Origin of the sequence: Methylomonas sp. 11b, from assembly GCF_000515215.1 — a bacterium.
In the GTDB taxonomy this organism is placed as follows: Bacteria; Pseudomonadota; Gammaproteobacteria; order Methylococcales; family Methylomonadaceae; genus Methylomonas.
In genome coordinates, this window is sequence record NZ_KI911557.1 from 1,339,650 (window position 1) to 1,359,392 (window position 19,743).

The 19,743-nt window shown below is 52.2% G+C and carries 17 protein-coding genes and 2 tRNA genes; 8 read left to right on the forward strand and 11 right to left on the reverse strand.

Annotated features, from left to right (window positions below):
• Nucleotides 1-177 precede the first annotated feature (177 nt).
• The 9 genes from pnp to METH11B_RS0106235 form a co-directional block, all read right to left on the reverse strand.
• A complete protein-coding gene (gene pnp / locus METH11B_RS0106195; protein WP_026601284.1) occupies nucleotides 178-2,256 on the reverse strand; it encodes a polyribonucleotide nucleotidyltransferase in 2,079 nt (692 codons plus the stop codon).
• An 84-nt stretch (nucleotides 2,257-2,340) separates the two neighbouring features.
• Entirely contained in the window at nucleotides 2,341-2,610 is a 270-nt protein-coding gene (gene rpsO / locus METH11B_RS0106200; protein ID WP_020482423.1) for a 30S ribosomal protein S15, read from the reverse strand.
• Nucleotides 2,611-2,720: 110 nt separating this feature from the next.
• Nucleotides 2,721-3,638 (reverse strand): tRNA pseudouridine(55) synthase TruB, encoded by a 918-nt coding sequence (gene truB, locus METH11B_RS0106205; protein ID WP_026601285.1) that lies wholly within the window; start codon nucleotides 3,636-3,638, stop codon nucleotides 2,721-2,723.
• Entirely contained in the window at nucleotides 3,638-4,054 is a 417-nt protein-coding gene (rbfA, locus tag METH11B_RS0106210; protein WP_026601286.1) for a 30S ribosome-binding factor RbfA, read from the reverse strand. The genes truB and rbfA overlap by 1 nt, the downstream gene beginning before the upstream one ends.
• Before the next feature lie 3 nt (nucleotides 4,055-4,057).
• A complete protein-coding gene (gene infB / locus METH11B_RS0106215) occupies nucleotides 4,058-6,766 on the reverse strand; it encodes a translation initiation factor IF-2 (RefSeq protein ID WP_026601287.1) in 2,709 nt (902 codons plus the stop codon).
• Nucleotides 6,767-6,780: 14 nt separating this feature from the next.
• Complete coding sequence (gene nusA, locus METH11B_RS0106220) at nucleotides 6,781-8,292, reverse strand: transcription termination factor NusA (RefSeq protein WP_026601288.1); 1,512 nt, start codon at nucleotides 8,290-8,292, stop codon at nucleotides 6,781-6,783.
• Nucleotides 8,282-8,767, reverse strand: coding sequence for a ribosome maturation factor RimP (rimP, locus tag METH11B_RS0106225; RefSeq protein WP_026601289.1), 486 nt, complete (start codon nucleotides 8,765-8,767; stop codon nucleotides 8,282-8,284). The genes nusA and rimP overlap by 11 nt, the downstream gene beginning before the upstream one ends.
• Before the next feature lie 567 nt (nucleotides 8,768-9,334).
• Nucleotides 9,335-9,410, reverse strand: a tRNA-Phe gene (locus METH11B_RS0106230).
• A 23-nt stretch (nucleotides 9,411-9,433) separates the two neighbouring features.
• Nucleotides 9,434-9,509, reverse strand: a tRNA-Phe gene (locus METH11B_RS0106235).
• Nucleotides 9,510-9,701: 192 nt separating this feature from the next.
• Here METH11B_RS0106235 and METH11B_RS0106240 point away from each other — a divergent pair.
• Entirely contained in the window at nucleotides 9,702-10,523 is an 822-nt protein-coding gene (locus METH11B_RS0106240; protein ID WP_026601290.1) for an HAD-IIA family hydrolase, read from the forward strand.
• 33 nt (nucleotides 10,524-10,556) lie between these two features.
• Nucleotides 10,557-11,543, forward strand: coding sequence for a dihydroxyacetone kinase subunit DhaK (gene dhaK, locus METH11B_RS0106245; protein ID WP_026601291.1), 987 nt, complete (start codon nucleotides 10,557-10,559; stop codon nucleotides 11,541-11,543).
• A gap of 13 nt (nucleotides 11,544-11,556) precedes the next feature.
• Here the strand turns inward: dhaK and dhaL are convergent, their stop codons facing one another.
• Nucleotides 11,557-12,204, reverse strand: coding sequence for a dihydroxyacetone kinase subunit DhaL (gene dhaL / locus METH11B_RS0106250; RefSeq protein WP_026601292.1), 648 nt, complete (start codon nucleotides 12,202-12,204; stop codon nucleotides 11,557-11,559).
• A gap of 165 nt (nucleotides 12,205-12,369) precedes the next feature.
• The gene (locus METH11B_RS0106255; protein WP_152428819.1) at nucleotides 12,370-12,882 is read right to left on the reverse strand and encodes a hypothetical protein; all 513 of its coding nucleotides are present in this window, start codon (nucleotides 12,880-12,882) and stop codon (nucleotides 12,370-12,372) included.
• A gap of 272 nt (nucleotides 12,883-13,154) precedes the next feature.
• On the opposite strand from METH11B_RS0106255, the gene METH11B_RS0106260 reads away from it, so the two are divergent.
• From METH11B_RS0106260 to METH11B_RS0106285, 6 genes are all read left to right on the forward strand, one after another.
• Nucleotides 13,155-14,330, forward strand: a complete 1,176-nt coding sequence (locus tag METH11B_RS0106260) for an acetylornithine transaminase (protein ID WP_026601293.1) — start codon at nucleotides 13,155-13,157, stop codon at nucleotides 14,328-14,330.
• A gap of 2 nt (nucleotides 14,331-14,332) precedes the next feature.
• Nucleotides 14,333-15,232 (forward strand): ornithine carbamoyltransferase, encoded by a 900-nt coding sequence (argF, locus tag METH11B_RS0106265; RefSeq protein WP_026601294.1) that lies wholly within the window; start codon nucleotides 14,333-14,335, stop codon nucleotides 15,230-15,232.
• 47 nt (nucleotides 15,233-15,279) lie between these two features.
• A complete protein-coding gene (locus tag METH11B_RS0106270; protein WP_026601295.1) occupies nucleotides 15,280-15,918 on the forward strand; it encodes a TIGR04211 family SH3 domain-containing protein in 639 nt (212 codons plus the stop codon).
• Between the two features lie 94 nt (nucleotides 15,919-16,012).
• On the forward strand, nucleotides 16,013-17,860 hold the full coding sequence (gene ilvD, locus METH11B_RS0106275) for a dihydroxy-acid dehydratase (protein WP_036275656.1): 1,848 nt from the start codon (nucleotides 16,013-16,015) through the stop codon (nucleotides 17,858-17,860).
• Nucleotides 17,861-17,924: 64 nt separating this feature from the next.
• Nucleotides 17,925-18,716, forward strand: a complete 792-nt coding sequence (locus tag METH11B_RS27660) for a hypothetical protein (protein ID WP_026601297.1) — start codon at nucleotides 17,925-17,927, stop codon at nucleotides 18,714-18,716.
• A gap of 137 nt (nucleotides 18,717-18,853) precedes the next feature.
• A complete protein-coding gene (locus METH11B_RS0106285; protein WP_036275659.1) occupies nucleotides 18,854-19,681 on the forward strand; it encodes an AlbA family DNA-binding domain-containing protein in 828 nt (275 codons plus the stop codon).
• Nucleotides 19,682-19,743 lie beyond the last annotated feature (62 nt).

The window sequence follows — 19,743 nt, forward strand, 5'->3', positions numbered from 1 at the left end:
AAACCGTGAGCACCGACGCGTATATGATCAATGCCGCTCAACCGCTTTTAACAAGACGATTAGGGGTCAATACTGCTAAGCCCCATCTAAAAAGTCAACAGACATTCATAGCTCAACAAAAATTTCAGCCACAAAAAAAGGGCCTTGCGGCCCTTTCTGTTGCGGAGTCGAACGAAGTTACTCGCTATCGACTTCTTTCATGCTCAAGCGCACGCGACCTTGACGGTCAATTTCCAGCACTTTTACTTTGACGACATCGCCTTCCGACAACTTGTCGCTGACTTTTTCAACGCGCTCGTCGGAGATTTGCGAAATATGCACCAAACCGTCTTTGCCCGGCAAAATGGTCACGAATGCACCGAAGTCCATCAGACGCACGACTTTGCCTTCGTAGGTTTTACCCACTTCGACTTCGGCGGTGATTTCTTCGATCATCCGTCTGGCTTCTTCGCCAGCCGCTCTGTCAACAGAGGCTACGTTAACCACGCCGTCGTCGGTCAAATCGATGCTGGCACCTGTTTGTTCGGTGATAGCGCGGATAGTAACGCCGCCTTTACCGATCACTTCGCGGATTTTAGCCGGATCGATTTTGAAGGTAATGATACGCGGCGCGAAGTCGGACATTTCGGAACGGGTGCTGGACAAGGCTTTGTTCATCTCGCCCAAAATGTGCAGACGGCCTTGTTTGGCTTGTTCCAATGCAACTTTCATGATTTCGGCGGTAATACCGTCGATCTTGATGTCCATTTGTAGCGCGGTGACGCCGTTTTCGGAACCGGCCACTTTAAAGTCCATGTCGCCCAAGTGATCTTCGTCGCCCAGAATGTCGGACAATACCGCAAATTGATCGCCTTCCTTAATCAATCCCATCGCAATACCGGCAACCGGTGCTTTGATAGGCACTCCGGCATCCATCAAGGCCAAGCTGCTTCCGCAGACCGATGCCATGGAACTGGAGCCGTTGGATTCGGTGATTTCCGAAACCACGCGGATCACGTAAGGAAACTCCGCCATGTTAGGCAACACTGCCGCTACACCGCGTTTCGCCAAGCGGCCATGGCCGATTTCGCGACGCTTCGGCGAACCGACAAAACCGGTTTCGCCAACGCTATAGGGAGGGAAATTGTAATGCAACATGAACGGATCTTTGTATTCGCCGGACAATGCATCGATGATTTGCGCGTCGCGCTCGGTACCCAATGTCGCCACAACCAAGGCTTGGGTTTCGCCGCGGGTAAACAATGCAGAACCATGGGTTCTAGGCAGCACACCGGTTCTGACGGTAATCGGTCTGACGGTGGTCAAATCGCGGCCGTCGATACGTTTGCGATCATTCAGAATCGCACCTCGCACGATATCGTATTCCAGGTGCTCGATGACGTTACGGATGTCTTTTTCGTTATACAGGCCATCGGCAGTCAGTTTTTCAACTACCGCGCTTCTGATTGCGCTAAGTGTGTCTTGCCTAACCAGTTTTTCCGCCACTTGGTAAGCGGCTTTGATGCTTTGTTCAGCTTCGGCGGCCACTGCGGCTTTTAATGCAGTGTTGGTTTCCGCTGGTGTCCAGGTCACAGCCGGCGTGCCAACCGCAGCGGCGAATTCGTTAATCGCATTAATCGCCACTTGCATGTGCTCGTGACCGAACAATACCGCACCCAACATCACTTCTTCGGACAATAAATCGGCTTCGGATTCAACCATCAAAACCGCATGCTGGGTACCGGCAACTACCAATTGCAGCTGTGATTCTTTCAGTGCTGGTTTGTCAGGATTCAATAAATAGGCACCGTCTTTGTATCCAACGCAAGCCGCACCCAAGGGGCCGTTGAAAGGTAAACCGGATACGGCCAAAGCGGCGGAAGCTCCCAACAGCGCAGGAATTTCGGTATCCACTTCAGGATTCAGCGACACAACAGTGGCAATAATTTGCACTTCGTTAGTGAAACCCTCTGGAAACAGTGGACGAATCGGTCTGTCGATCAGGCGGGAAATCAGGGTTTCTGTTTCGCTAGGACGGCCTTCACGTTTGAAAAACCCGCCGGGGATTTTACCGGCCGCAAATGCTTTTTCCTGGTAGTTAACGGTCAGCGGAAAAAAATCGCCGCCGCTAGCTTCTTTTTTACCCACCACTGTCACCAGCAGCGAGGTGCCTTCGACATCGATCATCACCGCGCCATTGGCTTGGCGGGCAATTTCACCGGTGGATAAGGTGACGAGACGATCGCCGTACTGAAATTCTTTCCTGATAGGATTCACTATAAGGTTCCTTTGTTTAAAGGTTATGCTGAAATGTGCCTTAAAGCAGAAACGGCGCCCGATGCGCCGTTTCCAGTTTTGGTGCTACTTACGGATGCCCAAACGCTCGATCAACGAGCGATAACGCGCAACTTCTGTGTTTTTCAGGTAATCCAACAATTTGCGGCGTTGGTTTACCATGCGCAGCAAGCCGCGGCGCGAGTGGTTGTCTTTTTTATGCGTAGCAAAATGCGGAGTCAGTTGATTAATGTTGGCGGTCAACAAGGCAACTTGGACTTCGGTTGAACCGGTATCGGTGTCTGACAAACGATATTCTTCAACGATGGCTTTCTTTTGTTCTGCGGTTAATGACATTCTTAATCCCTATCGATTAATTTTGATTAAATAAAGGCCACCGTGTGATGGCCGTGTAGCCGCTGTTTCCACAATAGGGTGTAGAAACTTTGCGGTTTTTTCCTGGATAATCAAGTTGCTTGATCTTCCAAATGAAACAGTTTTTTCGGCGCTAGTTTACCATCCAATAGGATTTCCCCCAACCCCAAAAAGGCCTGCGGCGAGTATATTCTGACCTGACCGGCCATACCGCCGCTAAAGGCTATGCGTTGACCCAGCTTGATTTTTTCGGCCTGTTCAGCGGATAAAGATACATTCGGGATGGCTTCCAGGGGTACATCCAGCGCGATCAAGGTATTCTGCAATTGTGCAAAATCCATGGCCTGCAACTGCTGCAAGGTATGAGCCTGATCAAGATCGAACATGCCCGCCTTGGTTCTGCGTAACGCGGTTACCGTACCGCAGTTCCCCAGCCAGTGACCAATATCCTCGGCCAGCGAACGGATATAAGTACCCTTCGAGCAAAATACATCCAGCGTCAATTGTCCTACTTCGGCATCAAAATTTAACAACTGCAATTCATAAATAGTGATCGCCCTGGGCTGCCGTTCTACGGTTTTACCTTCCCTGGCCAATTCGTACAATTTCTTGCCTTGATGCTTGAGCGCCGAATACATCGGCGGCACCTGCTCAATCGGGCCAGTGAAGTGTTGCAAACAAGCTTGTATGCGCGCGCCATCCAGTGCCGGCACCGGCATTTCGGCGACGATTTTGCCTTCGCTATCGCCGGTATCGGTCATCACGCCCAACTGCACGGTTACCTGATAACGTTTATCGTCATCCAGCATCAAGGCCGACACCTTAGTCGCCTCGCCAAAACATAAGGGCAACAAGCCGGTCGCTAGAGGATCCAGCGCGCCAGTATGCCCGGCCTTGTTGGCATTAAATAATCGCCTGACTTCCTGCAAGGCCTGATTGGACGACGCACCCAAACGTTTGTCGAGCAGCACGATGCCATGCACATCACGCCCGGACTTACGTTTTGCCATTAATCGTCCTGCTGTGGTTTATCGGTCCCTGCTTGCGGTGCAGCACCAGCGTCCTTAACTTCTTCGTGATGCAAATCGCCAAGTAACTCGGCAACGCGCATACCGGTATCGAAGGAATGGTCGTAGTAAAAGTGCAGCTCGGAGATATGTCGCAAACGCATGCGCCTGGCTAACTCATGACGGATGAACGGCGAGATTTCGTTCAACACCTTCACGTTCGCACGCTTAGCGGCATCATCCTGAGCATCCAACACCGTCACAAAGATCTTGGCAACTGCCAGATCCTTGGACAACTCGACATCGTTTATCGTCACGAAGCCCAAGCGGCTGTCGTCGACGTCGCGCTGTAATATCGACGCCAACTCTTTCTGCATTTCCGACGCCACCCGCTGACTGCGGCCGAACTCTCTCGCCATAACCTAGATTTCCCGTCTGACTTCGATACGTTCAAACACTTCGATCTGATCGCCGTTTTGCACGTCGTTGTAGTTTTTCACGCCGATACCGCATTCCATGCCCATTTTCACTTCATTGACATCGTCTTTGAAGCGGCGCAAGGATTCCAATTGACCTTCGTAAATCACCACATTGTTGCGCAACACGCGGATCGGCAGATTGCGTTTGACGAAACCGTCGATAACCATACAACCCGCAACCGCACCGAATTTCGGCGAGCGGAATACATCGCGCACTTCAGCCAGACCGACGATTTTTTCCTGAATTTCCGGCGCCAACATCCCGCTGATCGCCCGTTTCACTTCGTCTATGGCTTCGTAAATGATGCTGTAATAATGCAGATCAATGTCTTTTTCTTCGATCAATTTCCGGGCTACCGCATCGGCACGTACGTTGAAGCCGATCAGAATCGCACTGGACGCTAGAGCTAAGTTGGCGTCACCCTCGTTGATACCGCCGACACCGCCGAAAATGCATTTAACTTGCACTTCTTCGGTGGACAAACCAACCAAAGATTCTCGTAAGGCTTCCAAGCTGCCTTGAACATCGGTTTTGATAACGACGTTAAGCGTGGAGGTTTCACCGGCGGACATCCTGGAGAACACATCGTCCAATTTCGACGCATGCTGAGCGGCGTGACGGTTGGAGCGTTTACGATCTTCCCGATGCGCAGCCAGTTCGCGAGCGACACGTTCGTTTTGCACCACCAGAAATTCGTCGCCGGCGTCCGGAGTACCGGACAAGCCAAGAATTTCTACCGGCATACTGGGTCCGGCGGACTTAATAGCGTGGGCGTTTTCGTCGAACATCGCCCGTATCCGGCCATACTCGTGCCCGCAGAGGACGAACTCGCCTTTGCTCAAGGTACCTTTCTGAATCAATATTGTGGCAACCGCACCGCGGCCTCTATCCAGACGCGATTCGATACAGATACCGGAAGCGATCCCATCCACCGGTGCTTTCAATTCCAACACTTCAGCTTGCACGATCAGCGCTTCAATCAATTCGTCGATACCGGTACCGACTTTCGCCGAAACCTTCAGGAATTGCACATCGCCACCCCACTCTTCCGGCACCACACTCAGCGTGGCCAGTTCTTGCATGACGCGATCAGGATTGGCTTCCGGTTTATCGATTTTGTTCAAGGCCACGATGATCGGCACGTTCGCAGCACGCGCATGATCGATGGCTTCCTTGGTTTGCGGCATGACGCCGTCGTCGGCGGCAACCACCACAATCACGATGTCGGTCACTTCCGCACCACGCGCCCGCATCGCGGTAAACGCGGCATGGCCCGGAGTATCTAAGAAAGTTACCGCGCCGTGGTCGGTTTTTACCTGATAAGCACCGATGTGCTGGGTAATCCCGCCCGCTTCGCCGGCAGCGACCCGGGTTTTGCGGATGTAATCCAGCAAAGAAGTTTTACCGTGGTCAACGTGACCCATGATGGTGACGATGGGCGCGCGCAGTTGAACTTTACGTTCGTCGCTGTCACCTTGCACCTCGGCCAGCATTTCCTGCTCAAAGTCATCTTCGCTCTGCATGATGGCTTTGTGGCCCATTTCCTCAACCAAAATCACCGCCGTTTCTTGATCGATGGTTTGATTGATAGTGGACATGATGCCTAGCTTCATCAAATGCTTGATGACTTCGGCAGCCTTGATGTTCATTTTTGCAGCCAAATCCGAAACCACGATGGTTTCCGGAATGGTTACGTCATAGACAGTCGGCGCAACCGGCTTTTCGAACTTGTGTCGGGCCTGATTGACATCGATCTCGAATTCAGGCTTTTCCCGACGCGAAGGCGCCTTGCCTTTTTTGCCTTTGCCACCGCGACGCGCGGCATCGCCGCCGCCACCGATATCCCCATCGGTAGCCGGGCCGCGAGTGGGCTTGAATTCGGCTTTTTTCTTATGCAGCGTGGTTTGTTGCTGCTTGGCTTCGGCTTTTTGTTTGACTTTTTCCGCGGTTCTTTGCACCGCAGCTTCCAACCTTTCTTTCTTTTCTTTTTCCAGACGCTGCTCTTCAGTCATCTCCGGCGCGGCACTCGGGGCGGGCGCTTCGACCTTAGCAAGCACTTCAGGCTGAGCTTCAGCAACAACCGGCAACTCCTCAGTCACCTGCTGCTCTGCCGCAATCGGTTCTGCGGTTGCCGTCACAGCCGGCACGGACACCTCAACCGGCTGAGCAATTTCCGCACTGACTACTTGCTCTTCCTGTACAGATTGAGCAGCCTTCTGCTCATGCAAGTGCTTACGCTTTTCTTCTTCGATAGCTTGTTGCCGTCTCTGTTCGTCCAAAGCTTGTTTGGCTAATTCGGCCTGTCTTAGCTCGTCGTTAACAGAGGACGCATCGCTGCGCTTGATATAAGTCTTTTGCTTGCGCACCTCGACACTGACGGTTTTCACAGCTGTACCCGGCGGTGAGGATTGTCTTAATTCGGTTTTGGTACTGCGTTTCAAGGTAATGCGTTTGGGGGCGGCGGCTTCTTGATCGGCGTCCGACTTGCCGTGGCGCTTGCGCAAGTGCGCGAGTAATTTGACTTTCTCTTCATCGTTTATCACATCGTCGGGCGCGCTGGCTGTCAAGCCGGCTTCCTTCAATTGTTCTAAAAAACGCTCCAAAGGGATGCCAACAACCTCTGCCAATTCCTGTACTGTTTTATCGCTCATAGTATCCTCCTGCCTCAGCCCTTATCCTCTGCGAACCAAGATTCGCGGGCTTTCATGATTAGTTTACCAGCACGCTCCTCGGTCATGCCGGTAAATTCGATAATGTCGTCTATCGCCTGCTCCGCCAAGTCATCCAAGGTAACAATGCCCTTGGCAGCCATTTGGTGCGCCAACTCTTCGTCCATCCCATCCATGCTCAACAATTCCTCGCTAGGCACGGCGGTTTCAATTTTTTCTTCGGATGCGATAGCACTGATCAACAAAGCGTCCTTGGCGCGAGTGCGTAAAGCTTCCACCAACTCTTCGTCGAAGCCTTCGATCTCCAGCATTTCGTCGACGGGGATATACGCAATTTCCTCGATATTATTCAGACCCACGTCAACCAGAATACCGGCGATTTCCTCGTCCACATCCAGCAACTCCATGAATTGCTGCTTGGACTTGGCAGCTGCTTCGTCGTGGTTTTTATCTACTTGCGCGGCATCTTGAATATTCAACTCCCAACCGGTCAGCTCGGTAGCCAGACGCACGTTTTGACCGCCACGTCCGATAGCTTGCGACAAACTGTCGGTAGCGACCGCCACATCCATGCTGTGCTTATCTTCATCAACCACAATCGATTGAATTTCAGCCGGCGACATGGCATTAATCACGAATTGCGCGTCGTTGCTGTTCCATAAAATAATATCAACCCGTTCGCCAGCCAACTCATTGGAGATAGCTTGCACTCTGGAGCCGCGCATACCGACACAAGCACCGATGGGATCCAGACGCGGGTCGTTGGCTCTGACGGCGATTTTCGCGCGGGAACCGGGATCGCGAGCCGCCGCCAAAATCTCGATCAAGCCTTCGCCGACTTCCGGCACTTCCAAACGAAACAGCGCGATCAATAATTCAGGCGCGGTGCGGCTGACAAACAGCTGTGGACCGCGCGGCTCTGAGCGCACAGCTTTCAAATAACCACGCACCCTGTCACCCATTCTCACTGGCTCTTTCGGGATCATATCTTCCCGGGCAATATAGGCTTCGACATGGCCACCCAAATCCAAGTAAACACTGCCTTTTTCCAAGCGCTTCACGACGCCGGTGACCAGCTCGCCAACCCGATCTTGATAGGCTTCGACAATTTTCTTGCGCTCGGCTTCGCGAACTTTCTGAATGATGACTTGTTTGGCGGTTTGCGCAGCAATCCGGCAAAAATCGACCGATTCGATCTCTTCTTCCACATAGTCGCCGACTTGGATATTAGGATTATCGAATTGCGCCACTTCCAGCAGCACCTGCCACCCTGGATGCTCGACGTCGCCGTTGATTTCCGGGTTGGCATCGACCACCAGCCAACGACGATAGGTCGAATAATCGCCGGTATGACGATCAATGGCTACTCGGGCTTTAATCGGGTTTTCATAACGCTTGACAGTCGCCGCTTCCAACGCGGACTCAATGGCCTGAAAGATAATTTCCTTGTCTATTTCCTTTTCGTTAGCAAAAACGTCTGCTACTAATAAAATCTCTTTATTTGCCACTGCGACCTCCTTTAGTGAGTAAGTAATCCGGCACCAAGCGTGCCTTGCTCATTGCCTGAAACGGGATGCTTAATAATTGTTCGCCATCCTGCAACAGAACAGTCTCGCCTTCGACGGCCTTAATCTGCCCGGTAATTTTGCGGCGTTTATCGATGGGTTTAAATAAACTCACCAGTACAGTGCTCCCCAAAAAGCGTTGAAATTGGCTGAGCTTGAAAAATGGCCGATCCGCACCAGGCGAAGAAACTTCCAATTGATATTCGCCTGGAATCGGATCTTCGACATCCAGCGCTCCGCTGAGCTGATGACTGACCTTGGTGCAATCTTCCAGCAAAATACCGTTTTCGCTGTCGATATAAATGCGCAACATGCCGTGTGTAGGATGCGGGTTGTACTCTATTCCCACACACTCATAGCCAAGACCTTCCACAATTGGCTCGATCAAATCCACCAAATGTTCAGGAGCCTGTTTCATTAACGCCTCACCTTTTCAAACCCAAAAAAAAAGAGCCTCAGGCTCTTCCATAAACAACCAAAACCCATGGGCTTCGCGTTTTTCGAAAGCCCACAAAAGAAAAAACCCCTTGAAGGGGCTTTCTTAGCAAAACCACGCCTGAAACAGCATTGAGGAGAACACCCTCGTTTATCGAGACACTTATCTCAAAAAACTACGCTTATCAGGAAACAATTTCCCACCTCAAAAACTGCGGCGAAAAATTAAAAACCGAATTATAACCATATCTTTCAAGGAAGTAAATCGGCATTACACTCCACCGGACAAGATTGGCTAAACATGCCCGTTTCCCTGGAAGCCGTGCTCTCGACAAAATCTCGTAGCGCCGCACTTAGAAAAATGACATTGGAGACAAAGGCTTCAAATTATCGTCAACCTCGCTCGCCAGCCAAACCTCAAACGACAATGACATTGAGTTGATGGGGGCAATCCGTCAGTTACTTCTTAACGACAACAAGGAGAATCAGTATGTTAGGTGACTTTAGCCGGTCGGCCGGTATTACGAGGAGAATGCTTGTTTTCAGGTGGTGGTGCCCAGGGACAGAATCGAACTGTCGACACGAGGATTTTCAGTCCTCTGCTCTACCGACTGAGCTACCTGGGCAGCGACTTAACCTAAAACCAGAATGGTGCCCAGGGACAGAATCGAACTGTCGACACGAGGATTTTCAGTCCTCTGCTCTACCGACTGAGCTACCTGGGCGTCAAGAGCCGCGCATTAAACTAGGTTATAAACAATTAGTCAAGGAAAATACCGTTATTGCCGGCTAGCTGGACAGCAGGCGGCGATTTATGCAATTCTTGCGCACCGCAAATTCCTGGTATTTTTATCATGAAATATCGGGCTTTGAAGACACAACACCCATTGAAACAACCCAAGCACACGAGACCGCTTATGCAAGCTTTCACCGACATCCGCGCCCTGATAATAGACATGGATGGCGTCCTTTGGCACGGCGACCGAGCTCAAGCAGGACTCGTTGAGTTTTTTCAGATACTACGCGATTTAAAGCTGCCATTTATCCTGGCCACCAATAACGCCAGCCTGACAGCTGAACAATACGTCGACAAACTGGCGAAAATGGGCGTAACGGTAGCGTTGAAGGAAATCCTGACCTCGGGCATGGCCACCGCGCTGTATTTATCCGAACGCTATGACCCACAAACGACTCGCGTATTTGTGATTGGCGGCATCGGTGCCCGGCAACCGCTGCAGGATTTGGGCTTTAAACTTACCGGACTTTACGAGACGGAGCCGGATCAGCGCGCGCACCTGGTTGTTTGCGGCATGGACCGAGAACTGAGCTGGGACAAACTGGCCACCGCCACCCTGAATCTGCGAGCCGGCGCGCACTTCATCGGCACCAACGGTGACCTATCGCTACCTACCGAACGCGGCGAAACACATGGCAACGGTGCCATTCTGGCAGGCTTGACCGCTTCCACCGGCATTAAGCCGATGATTATCGGTAAACCGGAGCCTATTATTTATCGACAGGCATTGAGCCTGTTGAATGTCGACCCGGCCTATACTGTCGCTATAGGCGACCGGCTGGACACCGACATTCTCGGCGCAGTGCGCACCGGTATCCGCAGCCTGATGGTCCTAAGTGGCGTATCCAGCGAACAAGACATCGCTGCAGCCGATTTCGGTCCAACCTGGATTGTGCCGGACATCCGCGACATCACCGAGCTGTTGGGTAACAGCAAACTTTAAGCTCTTCTCAGACCAATACAGCAGAGACGAATCATGAAAAAATTTATCGACAGCCCGGACACCTTATTGCAAACCAGCCTACAGGGCTTTGCCAAAGCCCATGCCGACATCGTGCAATTCAATCCTGAGCCGCGATTTGTATATCGCAACGTGCGTAAAACCGGCAAGGTCGCGCTGATTTCCGGCGGCGGTTCAGGCCATGAACCGCTGCACAGCGGCTTCGTAGGCGTCGGCATGCTGGATGCCGCCTGTCCCGGACAGGTATTTACTTCACCAACGCCGGACCAAATGCTGGCTGCGGCACAAGCCGTGGACGGTGGCGCGGGCGTGCTGTTTATCGTTAAAAATTACGCCGGCGATGTAATGAATTTTGAAATGGCCGCCGAGATGCTTGATTTACCCAACGCCAGCGTCCTGATTGACGACGACATTTCCCTACCAAAAACCCACAGCATTGGCCGTAGAGGCGTGGCCGGCACCGCCATCGTCGAGAAAATCGTCGGCGCCGCCGCCGAATCCGGCGCTGACTTAGCCGCCTGCAAGGCACTGGGCGAACGCGTCAATCAAGCAACCGCCTCCATGGGTATCGCCTTAACCAGCTGTACGGTGCCGGCCTTAGGCCACCCAACTTTTGCTATTGCGGACGACGAAATCGAAATGGGTGTCGGCATCCACGGCGAACGCGGTCGCGAAACGGTGAAACTGGCGAGCGCCAGCGAAATTGTCGAACAATTAGCCGGACATATTTTCGACGAATTGAAACCAGCTTCAGGCCAAGCCGTGTTGCTGCATGTGAACGGCTTCGGCGCCACACCGCTGATCGAACTACATTTGATTTACGAATTGGCCTGGCAATATTTCAGCAAACGCGGATTAATCATCCAGCGCTCTTTAGTCGGTAACTTCACCACCTCGCTGGATATGGCCGGCTGTTCGCTAACGCTGACGATGCTGGACGAAGAAATGCTGGGTTTGTGGGATGCTCCGGTGAATACCGCTGCGTTGCGCTGGGGTTGTTGAAACGGGTAACGACCTAAGCGGCTTGCGCCTGGGCGTTTTTCAACACCTCGGCTATCGCCTCGATCATCAGCTGCGCAGTCTTGGCACCGGCGTCGATATGGCCTTTGCTGCGCTCGCCCAGAAAGGACGAGCGGCCCTTGGTAGCCAGCATGTCCCGAGTCGCTTCCACGCCATCTGCCGCCACCAGGCTTAGGCTATCCAGAATCTCGGCCAGCGGCTTACCCGCAGCCGCCTGCTCCCGCAACTTCTTGGCGACCGGCACTAGCACATCCAGCATGGTCTTCTCACCAACATCAGACTTGCCGCGTTGCTTCACAGCCTCGACTGCCTGCAAAAATGCATCAGAAAACCCAGCCAGATCGATAAGCTTGTCCTTAGCATTTTTTGCCAACGCGATGAATAAAGTCGCGTACAAAGATCCGGACGCGCCACCGACAGCAGCCATCACCGTCATACCAATTTTCTGCCACGCAGCAACCCAGTCGAGTGTCGCTATCTCACCGGCATGCTCGCGTAAGGCCTGCAAACCACGCTGTAAATTAAACACATGGTCGCCGTCGCCTATCGCTTGATCCAGTTCGGTTACTTCCTGGGCATGCGCATCGATAGTATCAATCAGTGCTTGAATCAATTCCGGAAACAATGATGGGGTCAATGACATGCAGCCTCCGCACAACAAAACAATTTGACAGAGGAGCATAGCTAAAACGCACTACTACTGTCCAGCTGTCAGCATTTGTCGCTGCATACGGGACTAAAAAAAATGGCAATACGCCAGAATTCGTTAGCCCAATACCGGCTGGGCATAATTGAAATGAATTACGATTTAACTATTTTCCAGAACCAGGGAATCCAGCAATGGCAACTCTGCATCCGGGTCATACACGCTGAAGCGGTATTTCTCCTTCAAGTATTCCAAAAGCCAGGCGTTGGTGTCGGCTCTGCGCTGCCCGGCAGCCTCGTTCATTTGTTGTAAGCGCTGACGCACCGCGTGTTGCGGCAGTAACAACAACTCAATATCGGCCATCGACACGAATTTTTCCGGATCAGGGTTCTTGCCGTTAAAAATCTTGAATAGCTGATGTTTTTTTAAGCCCAAATGCGTGTTGAGCTCATCTTTAAACTCTATAAACAACGGTAACAAATCGCTGCCGACGCACGTGTCTTCATGCAGTTTGTGTAAACGATTTAGCAAATGGTAGACCGCAAACCGGTACAATTCGGACTCGCGCACAAACAGCCGAGCCGCCATGGCACGCACGGCAATTCGGTCGGAATTGTTCAACCGAATGGAAACAATGTGCTTTTTATCGTCTAAAAGATGTTCGTTGTCGTTCAACGCAAGTCCTTTGTGAGTAATCGCCGGCAAACTCACACCGGTCGAAACAGCTTAATTTGCGAGAATTTAAAGCATCAATGTTACAGATTTATAACAAACACCCCGACACGCGAAAATTTCCTGTAAGCCGCTCGGATAGGGTTTACTAGTCGAGCAAATCAGCGGATTTTCAGGAAAAACTATTTATTGCTTATACGAGATGAAAAAAATATAATCGCGCGCTTTTTTCGAGCGAATAGCGTTTTTCAAAACACTTTCAGAGTCTTAGCACAATGACCAGTCACATCATGCCTACTTATGCCCGCCAGTCGGTCACTTTTGCACGCGGCGAAGGCGCGTGGTTGTGGGATACCGATGGGCGTCGCTATCTCGACTCGGTCGCCGGCATTGCCGTGTGCAACCTCGGCCACGCGCATCCGGCCGTGCATGAAGCGCTCTGCCGGCAAAGCAAAACCTTGCTGCATACCTCCAATCTGTACGGCGTGGCACTTCAGGCGCAACTCGCGGATAAATTGATCGAGCTGAGCGGCATGGATAATGTGTTTTTCAGCAACTCAGGTGCGGAAGCCAACGAAGCGGCGATAAAAATCGCCCGTAAATACGGTCACCAACAAGGCATCGACAATCCCGTGGTGTTGACCATGGAAAAGAGCTTCCACGGCCGCACCATGGGCACCCTTAGCGCTACCGGCAACACCAAGATCAAGCAAGGCTTTACGCCGTTGCTGGCTGGATTTACTCATGTGCCGTACAACGACATTGCAGCTATCGAAGCCGCCATCGGCACCGATAAAAACATTGTCGCGATTCTGGTGGAACCGGTGCAAGGCGAAGGTGGCGTGAATATTCCGGCTGCGGATTATTTGAATCAAATTCGCGCGCTGTGCGACCGGCACAATTTGCTGATGATCCTGGATGAAATCCAAACCGGTGCCGGCCGTACCGGGCGCTTTCTGGCTTACCAACATAACGGCATCCTGCCGGATGTATGTACCATGGCCAAAGCCTTGGGTAACGGCGTGCCGATAGGCGCTTGCTTGGCGCGGGGCAAAGCGGCGGACGTGTTACAAGCCGGCAATCACGGCTCGACCTTTGGCGGCAACCCGCTAGCCTGTAGCGCGGCGTTGGCGGTGCTGGAAACATTGACGACCGGCACACTGATCGCCGATGCGCAAACCAAGGGCGCGCAAATTTGCCAACTTTTCAAAGACGCGCTGGCAGACAACCCGCATATCGTCGATATTCGCTATAAAGGCTTGATGATAGGCATCGAATTAGACCGGCCTTGCGGCGAATTGGTCGGTAAAGCCTTGGCACAGGGCTTGTTGATAAACGTTACCGCGGACAGCACCATCCGCTTATTGCCGCCACTGATTATCGACGACGCGCAAATAATAACGCTGACCGAAACCTTGGCGGCGCTCATTCAGGAATTTAGCAGACAATAACCATGCAACCCAGACACTTCATCAGTCTGCTGGATTTGTCCAGCGCCGAATTACACAACCTGATTCAACGGGCGATTCAACTCAAAACGCATCGCGACCCGAACTACCAGCCTTTCAAAGGCAAAGTACTGGCGATGATTTTCGAAAAATCCTCGACCCGCACCCGGATCTCCTTCGAAGCCGGCATGGCCCAGTTCGGCGGCACCGCACTGTTTCTGTCGCCGCGCGACACGCAACTCGGCCGCGGCGAACCGTTGGAAGACAGCGCCAAGGTTATCTCCAGTATGGTGGACTGCATTATGCTGCGCACCAACAACCACGACACGGTGACCACGTTTGCCAAATACTCGCGGGTACCGGTTATCAATGGCCTGACCGATCTGCTGCACCCGTGCCAACTGTTGGCCGATATGCAAACCTATTTCGAGTTGCGCGGCGACATCGCCGGCAAAACCGTGACCTGGATAGGCGACGGTAATAATATGTGTCATTCCTATATCAATGCGGCTCGCCAATTCGATTTTAAATTGAACATAGCCTGCCCGGTCGATTACCGGCCACAGCAAAGCATCGTCGATGCCGCCGGACATAGAGTGGCGTTTTTCAACACGCCGGAGCAAGCCGCACAGCAAGCCGATTTGGTGGTGACAGATGTCTGGGCCAGCATGGGCCAGGAAGAGGAACAGAAAAAACGCGAATTCGTATTTAAGGATTTTCAGGTCAACAGCAAAACCATGGCTGCCGCCAAAGCAGATGCGCTATTCATGCATTGTTTACCTGCACATCGCGGCGAAGAAGTGACCGCCGAGGTGATCGACGGCCCGCAAAGCGTGATATTTCCGGAAGCAGAGAATCGCCTGCACGCTCAGAAAGCGTTACTGGAATTTCTCATCTGCCGATAATTTCGCTAGAATCGCCGCTTTCTTTACGCCGAACGAAGAGTGATACTGTGAAAAAATCTTTTGCCTACATTTTTGCCTGTCTGCTGATTAGCCCGCTTGCCATGGCAAGAACCGCCTACGTCACCGACAAAGTCGAGGTGCCATTACGCAGCGGCGAAAGTGAGCGCACCAAGATCGTGAAAATGTTGGAAAACGGTATCCCTGTCAGCGTGTTGCAAGAAAGTACCGAAAACGGTTACACCTATATTCAAACCGGAAACGGCGCGGAGGGCTTCATTCTCAGCCGCTACCTGACCGGCGAACCCAGCGCCCGCACCCAACTGGAAGCAGCCACCAAAAAATTGGAAGCGCTGCAAGAAGAAAACAAACTGTTGAAGACCGCTCAAACCACCGGGCAAGAAGCCGGAAAAGAGCGTGACCGTCTTAGCGCCGAACTCAGCGAACTACAACAAACCGCCGCGAACGCCATCCAGCTCAAGCAACAACGCGACCAATTACAGGAACAGGTTGTCGCCGTGAATCGCGAACTACAGCAACTGAAACGCGAAAATCAGGCGTTAACCGACAGCAGCAACCAGGACTGGTTTTTATACGGCGGCGGCTTGGCTTTATTCGGCGTATTGCTGGGCTTTATTCTGCCAAAACTCAGCTGGCGCCGCCGTTCCAGCGGCTGGGATAGTTTTTAGTTTTAAACGAATCAGCCGCAGGGCTGCCCTGCTTCAAATGACGCCCGTTCCCGCGGCAGTTTAAGCGCCGCTTTTGCTTTCATCCGGAATCACCATGCCTGTATATCGTTCTCATACCACCACTCAAGGCCGCAACATGGCGGGCGCGCGCGCGTTGTGGCGCGCCACCGGCATGAAAGACGGCGACTTCGATAAACCGATTATCGCCATCGCCAACTCCTTCACCCAGTTCGTGCCGGGCCATGTGCATTTAAAAGACCTGGGCCAATTGGTGGCGCGTGAGATTGAATTGGCCGGCGGCGTCGCCAAAGAATTCAACACCATCGCCGTTGACGACGGGATTGCCATGGGTCACGACGGCATGTTGTATAGCCTGCCCAGCCGTGATTTGATTGCCGACAGCGTCGAGTACATGGTCAATGCGCATTGCGCTGATGCCATTGTCTGTATTTCCAATTGTGACAAAATCACCCCGGGCATGTTGATGGCGGCGATGCGCATCAATATTCCGGTGATCTTTGTCTCCGGCGGCCCGATGGAAGCCGGTAAAGTACGTTTGGCTGAAAGTCCCGACATCAAAAAACTTGATTTGGTCGATGCGATGGTAATGGCGGCCGACAGCAAAGTTTCCGATGTCGATTTAGCAGCTGTGGAGCGCTCCGCCTGCCCCACCTGCGGTTCCTGCTCGGGCATGTTCACCGCCAATTCCATGAACTGCCTGACAGAAGCTTTGGGCTTATCCTTGCCCGGTAACGGCACGGTGCTCGCCACCCACGCCGACCGCGAACAGTTATTCAAACAAGCCGGACGGCGAATTGTTGAACTGGCCAAACAATACTACGAACAAAACGACGAATCGGTACTGCCGCGTTCGGTCGGCTTTAAAGCGTTTGAAAATGCTATCGCGCTGGATATTGCCATGGGCGGCTCGACCAATACCATTTTGCATTTACTGGCTATCGCCCAAGAAGCCGGTATCGATTTCACGCTGGCAGATATTGATCGCATGTCCAAAGTGGTACCGCAATTGTGCAAAGTGGCACCCAACACCAATAAATACCATATCGAAGACGTGCATCGCGCCGGCGGCATCATGGCAATTCTGGCCGAACTTAACCGGGCGGGCCGCTTGCACACCGATGTACCGACCGTACACACCAAAACTTTGGGCGAAGCCTTGGCGCAATGGGACATTACCGCCAACCCCAGCGATGCGGTAAAGACTTTTTATATGGCCGGCCCCGCCGGTATTCCGACTCAGGTGGCGTTTAGTCAGAATACCCGTTGGCCAAGCCTGGACACTGATCGTGCCGAAGGCTGTATTCGCTCCATCGACCATGCCTTCAGCCAGGAAGGCGGATTAGCGGTATTACATGGCAATATCGCTCTGGACGGCTGCGTTATCAAAACAGCCGGTGTCGATGACAGCCTGCTGGTATTTGAAGGCAACGCCCATGTGGTCGAATCGCAAGACGAAGCCGTGGAAAATATCCTCAATAACAAAGTCAAATCCGGCGATGTGGTGGTGGTGCGTTACGAAGGCCCCAAAGGCGGTCCGGGCATGCAGGAAATGTTGTATCCGACCAGCTACATCAAGTCCAAGGGCTTGGGGAAAGCCTGCGCACTGCTGACCGACGGTCGTTTTTCCGGCGGCACATCCGGTTTATCCATCGGCCACTGCTCGCCGGAGGCGGCGGCAGGTGGAGCTATTGGCCTAGTGCGCAACGGCGACCGTATCCGCATCGATATTCCCAACCGTACCATCAATGTACTGGTCAGCGACGAGGAACTGGCCCAGCGCCGGACCGAACAGGAAAAACTCGGCTGGAAACCGGCCAAGCCACGTCCTCGCAAGGTGTCAGTCGCGCTGAAAGCCTATGCCATGTTTGCTACATCCGCCGACAAGGGCGCGGTGCGGGATTTATCAAAGTTTGAGAATTAACTTCGGCTGTTACCTCATCCTACCGAACTTGAGGTAATCAGAAGTGGGTAATAACGCTATTAGAATGCTGACCACTTGGCCGTTCCTCATTTGCCTTGTATCCCTGATTGCCAATGATTGGTGGCTTAAGGCTGCTTATCCAGGAGTATTTACCGGAAAACTTTCTGATTTCGCCGGAGTAGCCGTTGTGTCTTTAATGACATTCAGTGCATTGCCGCATCGAAAATGGCTCTTGTGTTTGTTGATTTCGGTTACTTTTCTGTGGTGGAAAAGTCCGCTGTCGGATTCAATGATTCACTTGGCGAATAGTCTGAGTATTTTGCGAATTGGACGAGTGGTTGACTACAGTGATCTGTGGGCTCTGTTGGTCGTGCCTGTTTGCCTGCACGTTTCCGAAAAACAGTCCAGGTTTCGTATTGCGTCGAAATATTTTAGAAAGATGCTGACAGTTCCTGTCTCGGTGGTTACGCTATTTGGCGTTATGGGGACATCAGCTCTTCCGATACGCGAAGAGTACACTGTACGGCCTGTATCCAGTTCTACGAATATTTCGCGCGAGCAATTGGTCAGCGTAATAGCAGAGGTTGCCGCAAAACACGAGCTTACTTGCTACATATGTAAGGGTACGCCAAGGGCAGATTCCGCAAGATATTTCGGGGAGTCACTTTCTATGACTTATACCCTCACGCCTGAAAATGCTGTCTTGTTCGTAATTGAGTATTCTCCAGGCGGGCCGTTGCCAACATTGTTTAGAGAGAGCAGCTACGAGAAAGCCGCGGCTTTACGAACCTCGCTAAAATCATCGCTGGCCGAACACTTCGATGGCCTGGAATTCGTAGAGCTATTGAGAAAATAATTGATTGTTCCCACACGCAAGTTTCGCGGCCATTAGGTTAATCCGTGTAATTTAGATTCGTCGCCAAGTAATCCACCAAACCTTGAGAATTTTTCGGCGTTTTGCTTTCTCGGAACCGCCCTACACATAAAATTATCGTGAAACGCTTCCTCCTCCAACTGTTCTACATCTGGAAACAAAAGCTAAAAATCTACTTCATAGCCGGCTGGGTAGGTGCGGGGATGGGGATATTTTTGTTAGCCCCCAGTTACGATTACATTAGCTCGCGCGAGCGCAACGCCGACCCGCTGTCATCGATCGAATTCGTGTTTGGCCAATTCACCGAAGTAATGACCGGCCAAATTAATCAAAATAATTTGATCCTGTTTTATGCCGAAATTGGCGCGATACTGGGCTTGCTGTCGCTGGGTTTTTATCAGATTTTACACAAGCGACTGGTGGACCTGGACGCACTGAAGACCGAGCTGGAAAAGGATTTGCCGACCATCATCCGTCAAGGTGAAGGACCGTTGCTGGAGTTTAAATCCTCGCTGCGCTGGGATATTCAGGAGCAACGCGTCAATAAGACCCTGGAAGGCGTGGTTATGAAAACCCTGGCCGGTTTCTTTAACAGTCCGGTTGGCGGCACCTTGCTAATCGGCGTGGCCGACAACGGCGAAATCCTCGGTCTGGAATCCGACTTCCAAACTCTGAAAAAACCCGATCATGACGGCTTCGAGCAAACTCTGATGACTGCGGTCTCGGCCAATCTGGGGGCCGATTTGTGCCCGCTGATCCACGTGCTTTTTCATAAATTGGCCGACCGTGATGTGTGCAGGGTTATTGTTTCCCCCTCGCACCGGCCCGTGTTTCTGACGCAGAGCAACACCCCCAAATTCTTCGTGCGAACCGGCGGCGGCACTCGGGATCTCAACATTCAAGAAGCGCTGGATTATGTGACCAGTCGTTGGAAAAAAACCAAATAATCTGCCCTGATTGGGTTTTAACGCCAGCAAAGTTAAACTAAGCAACCGGCAACATAGCAAAC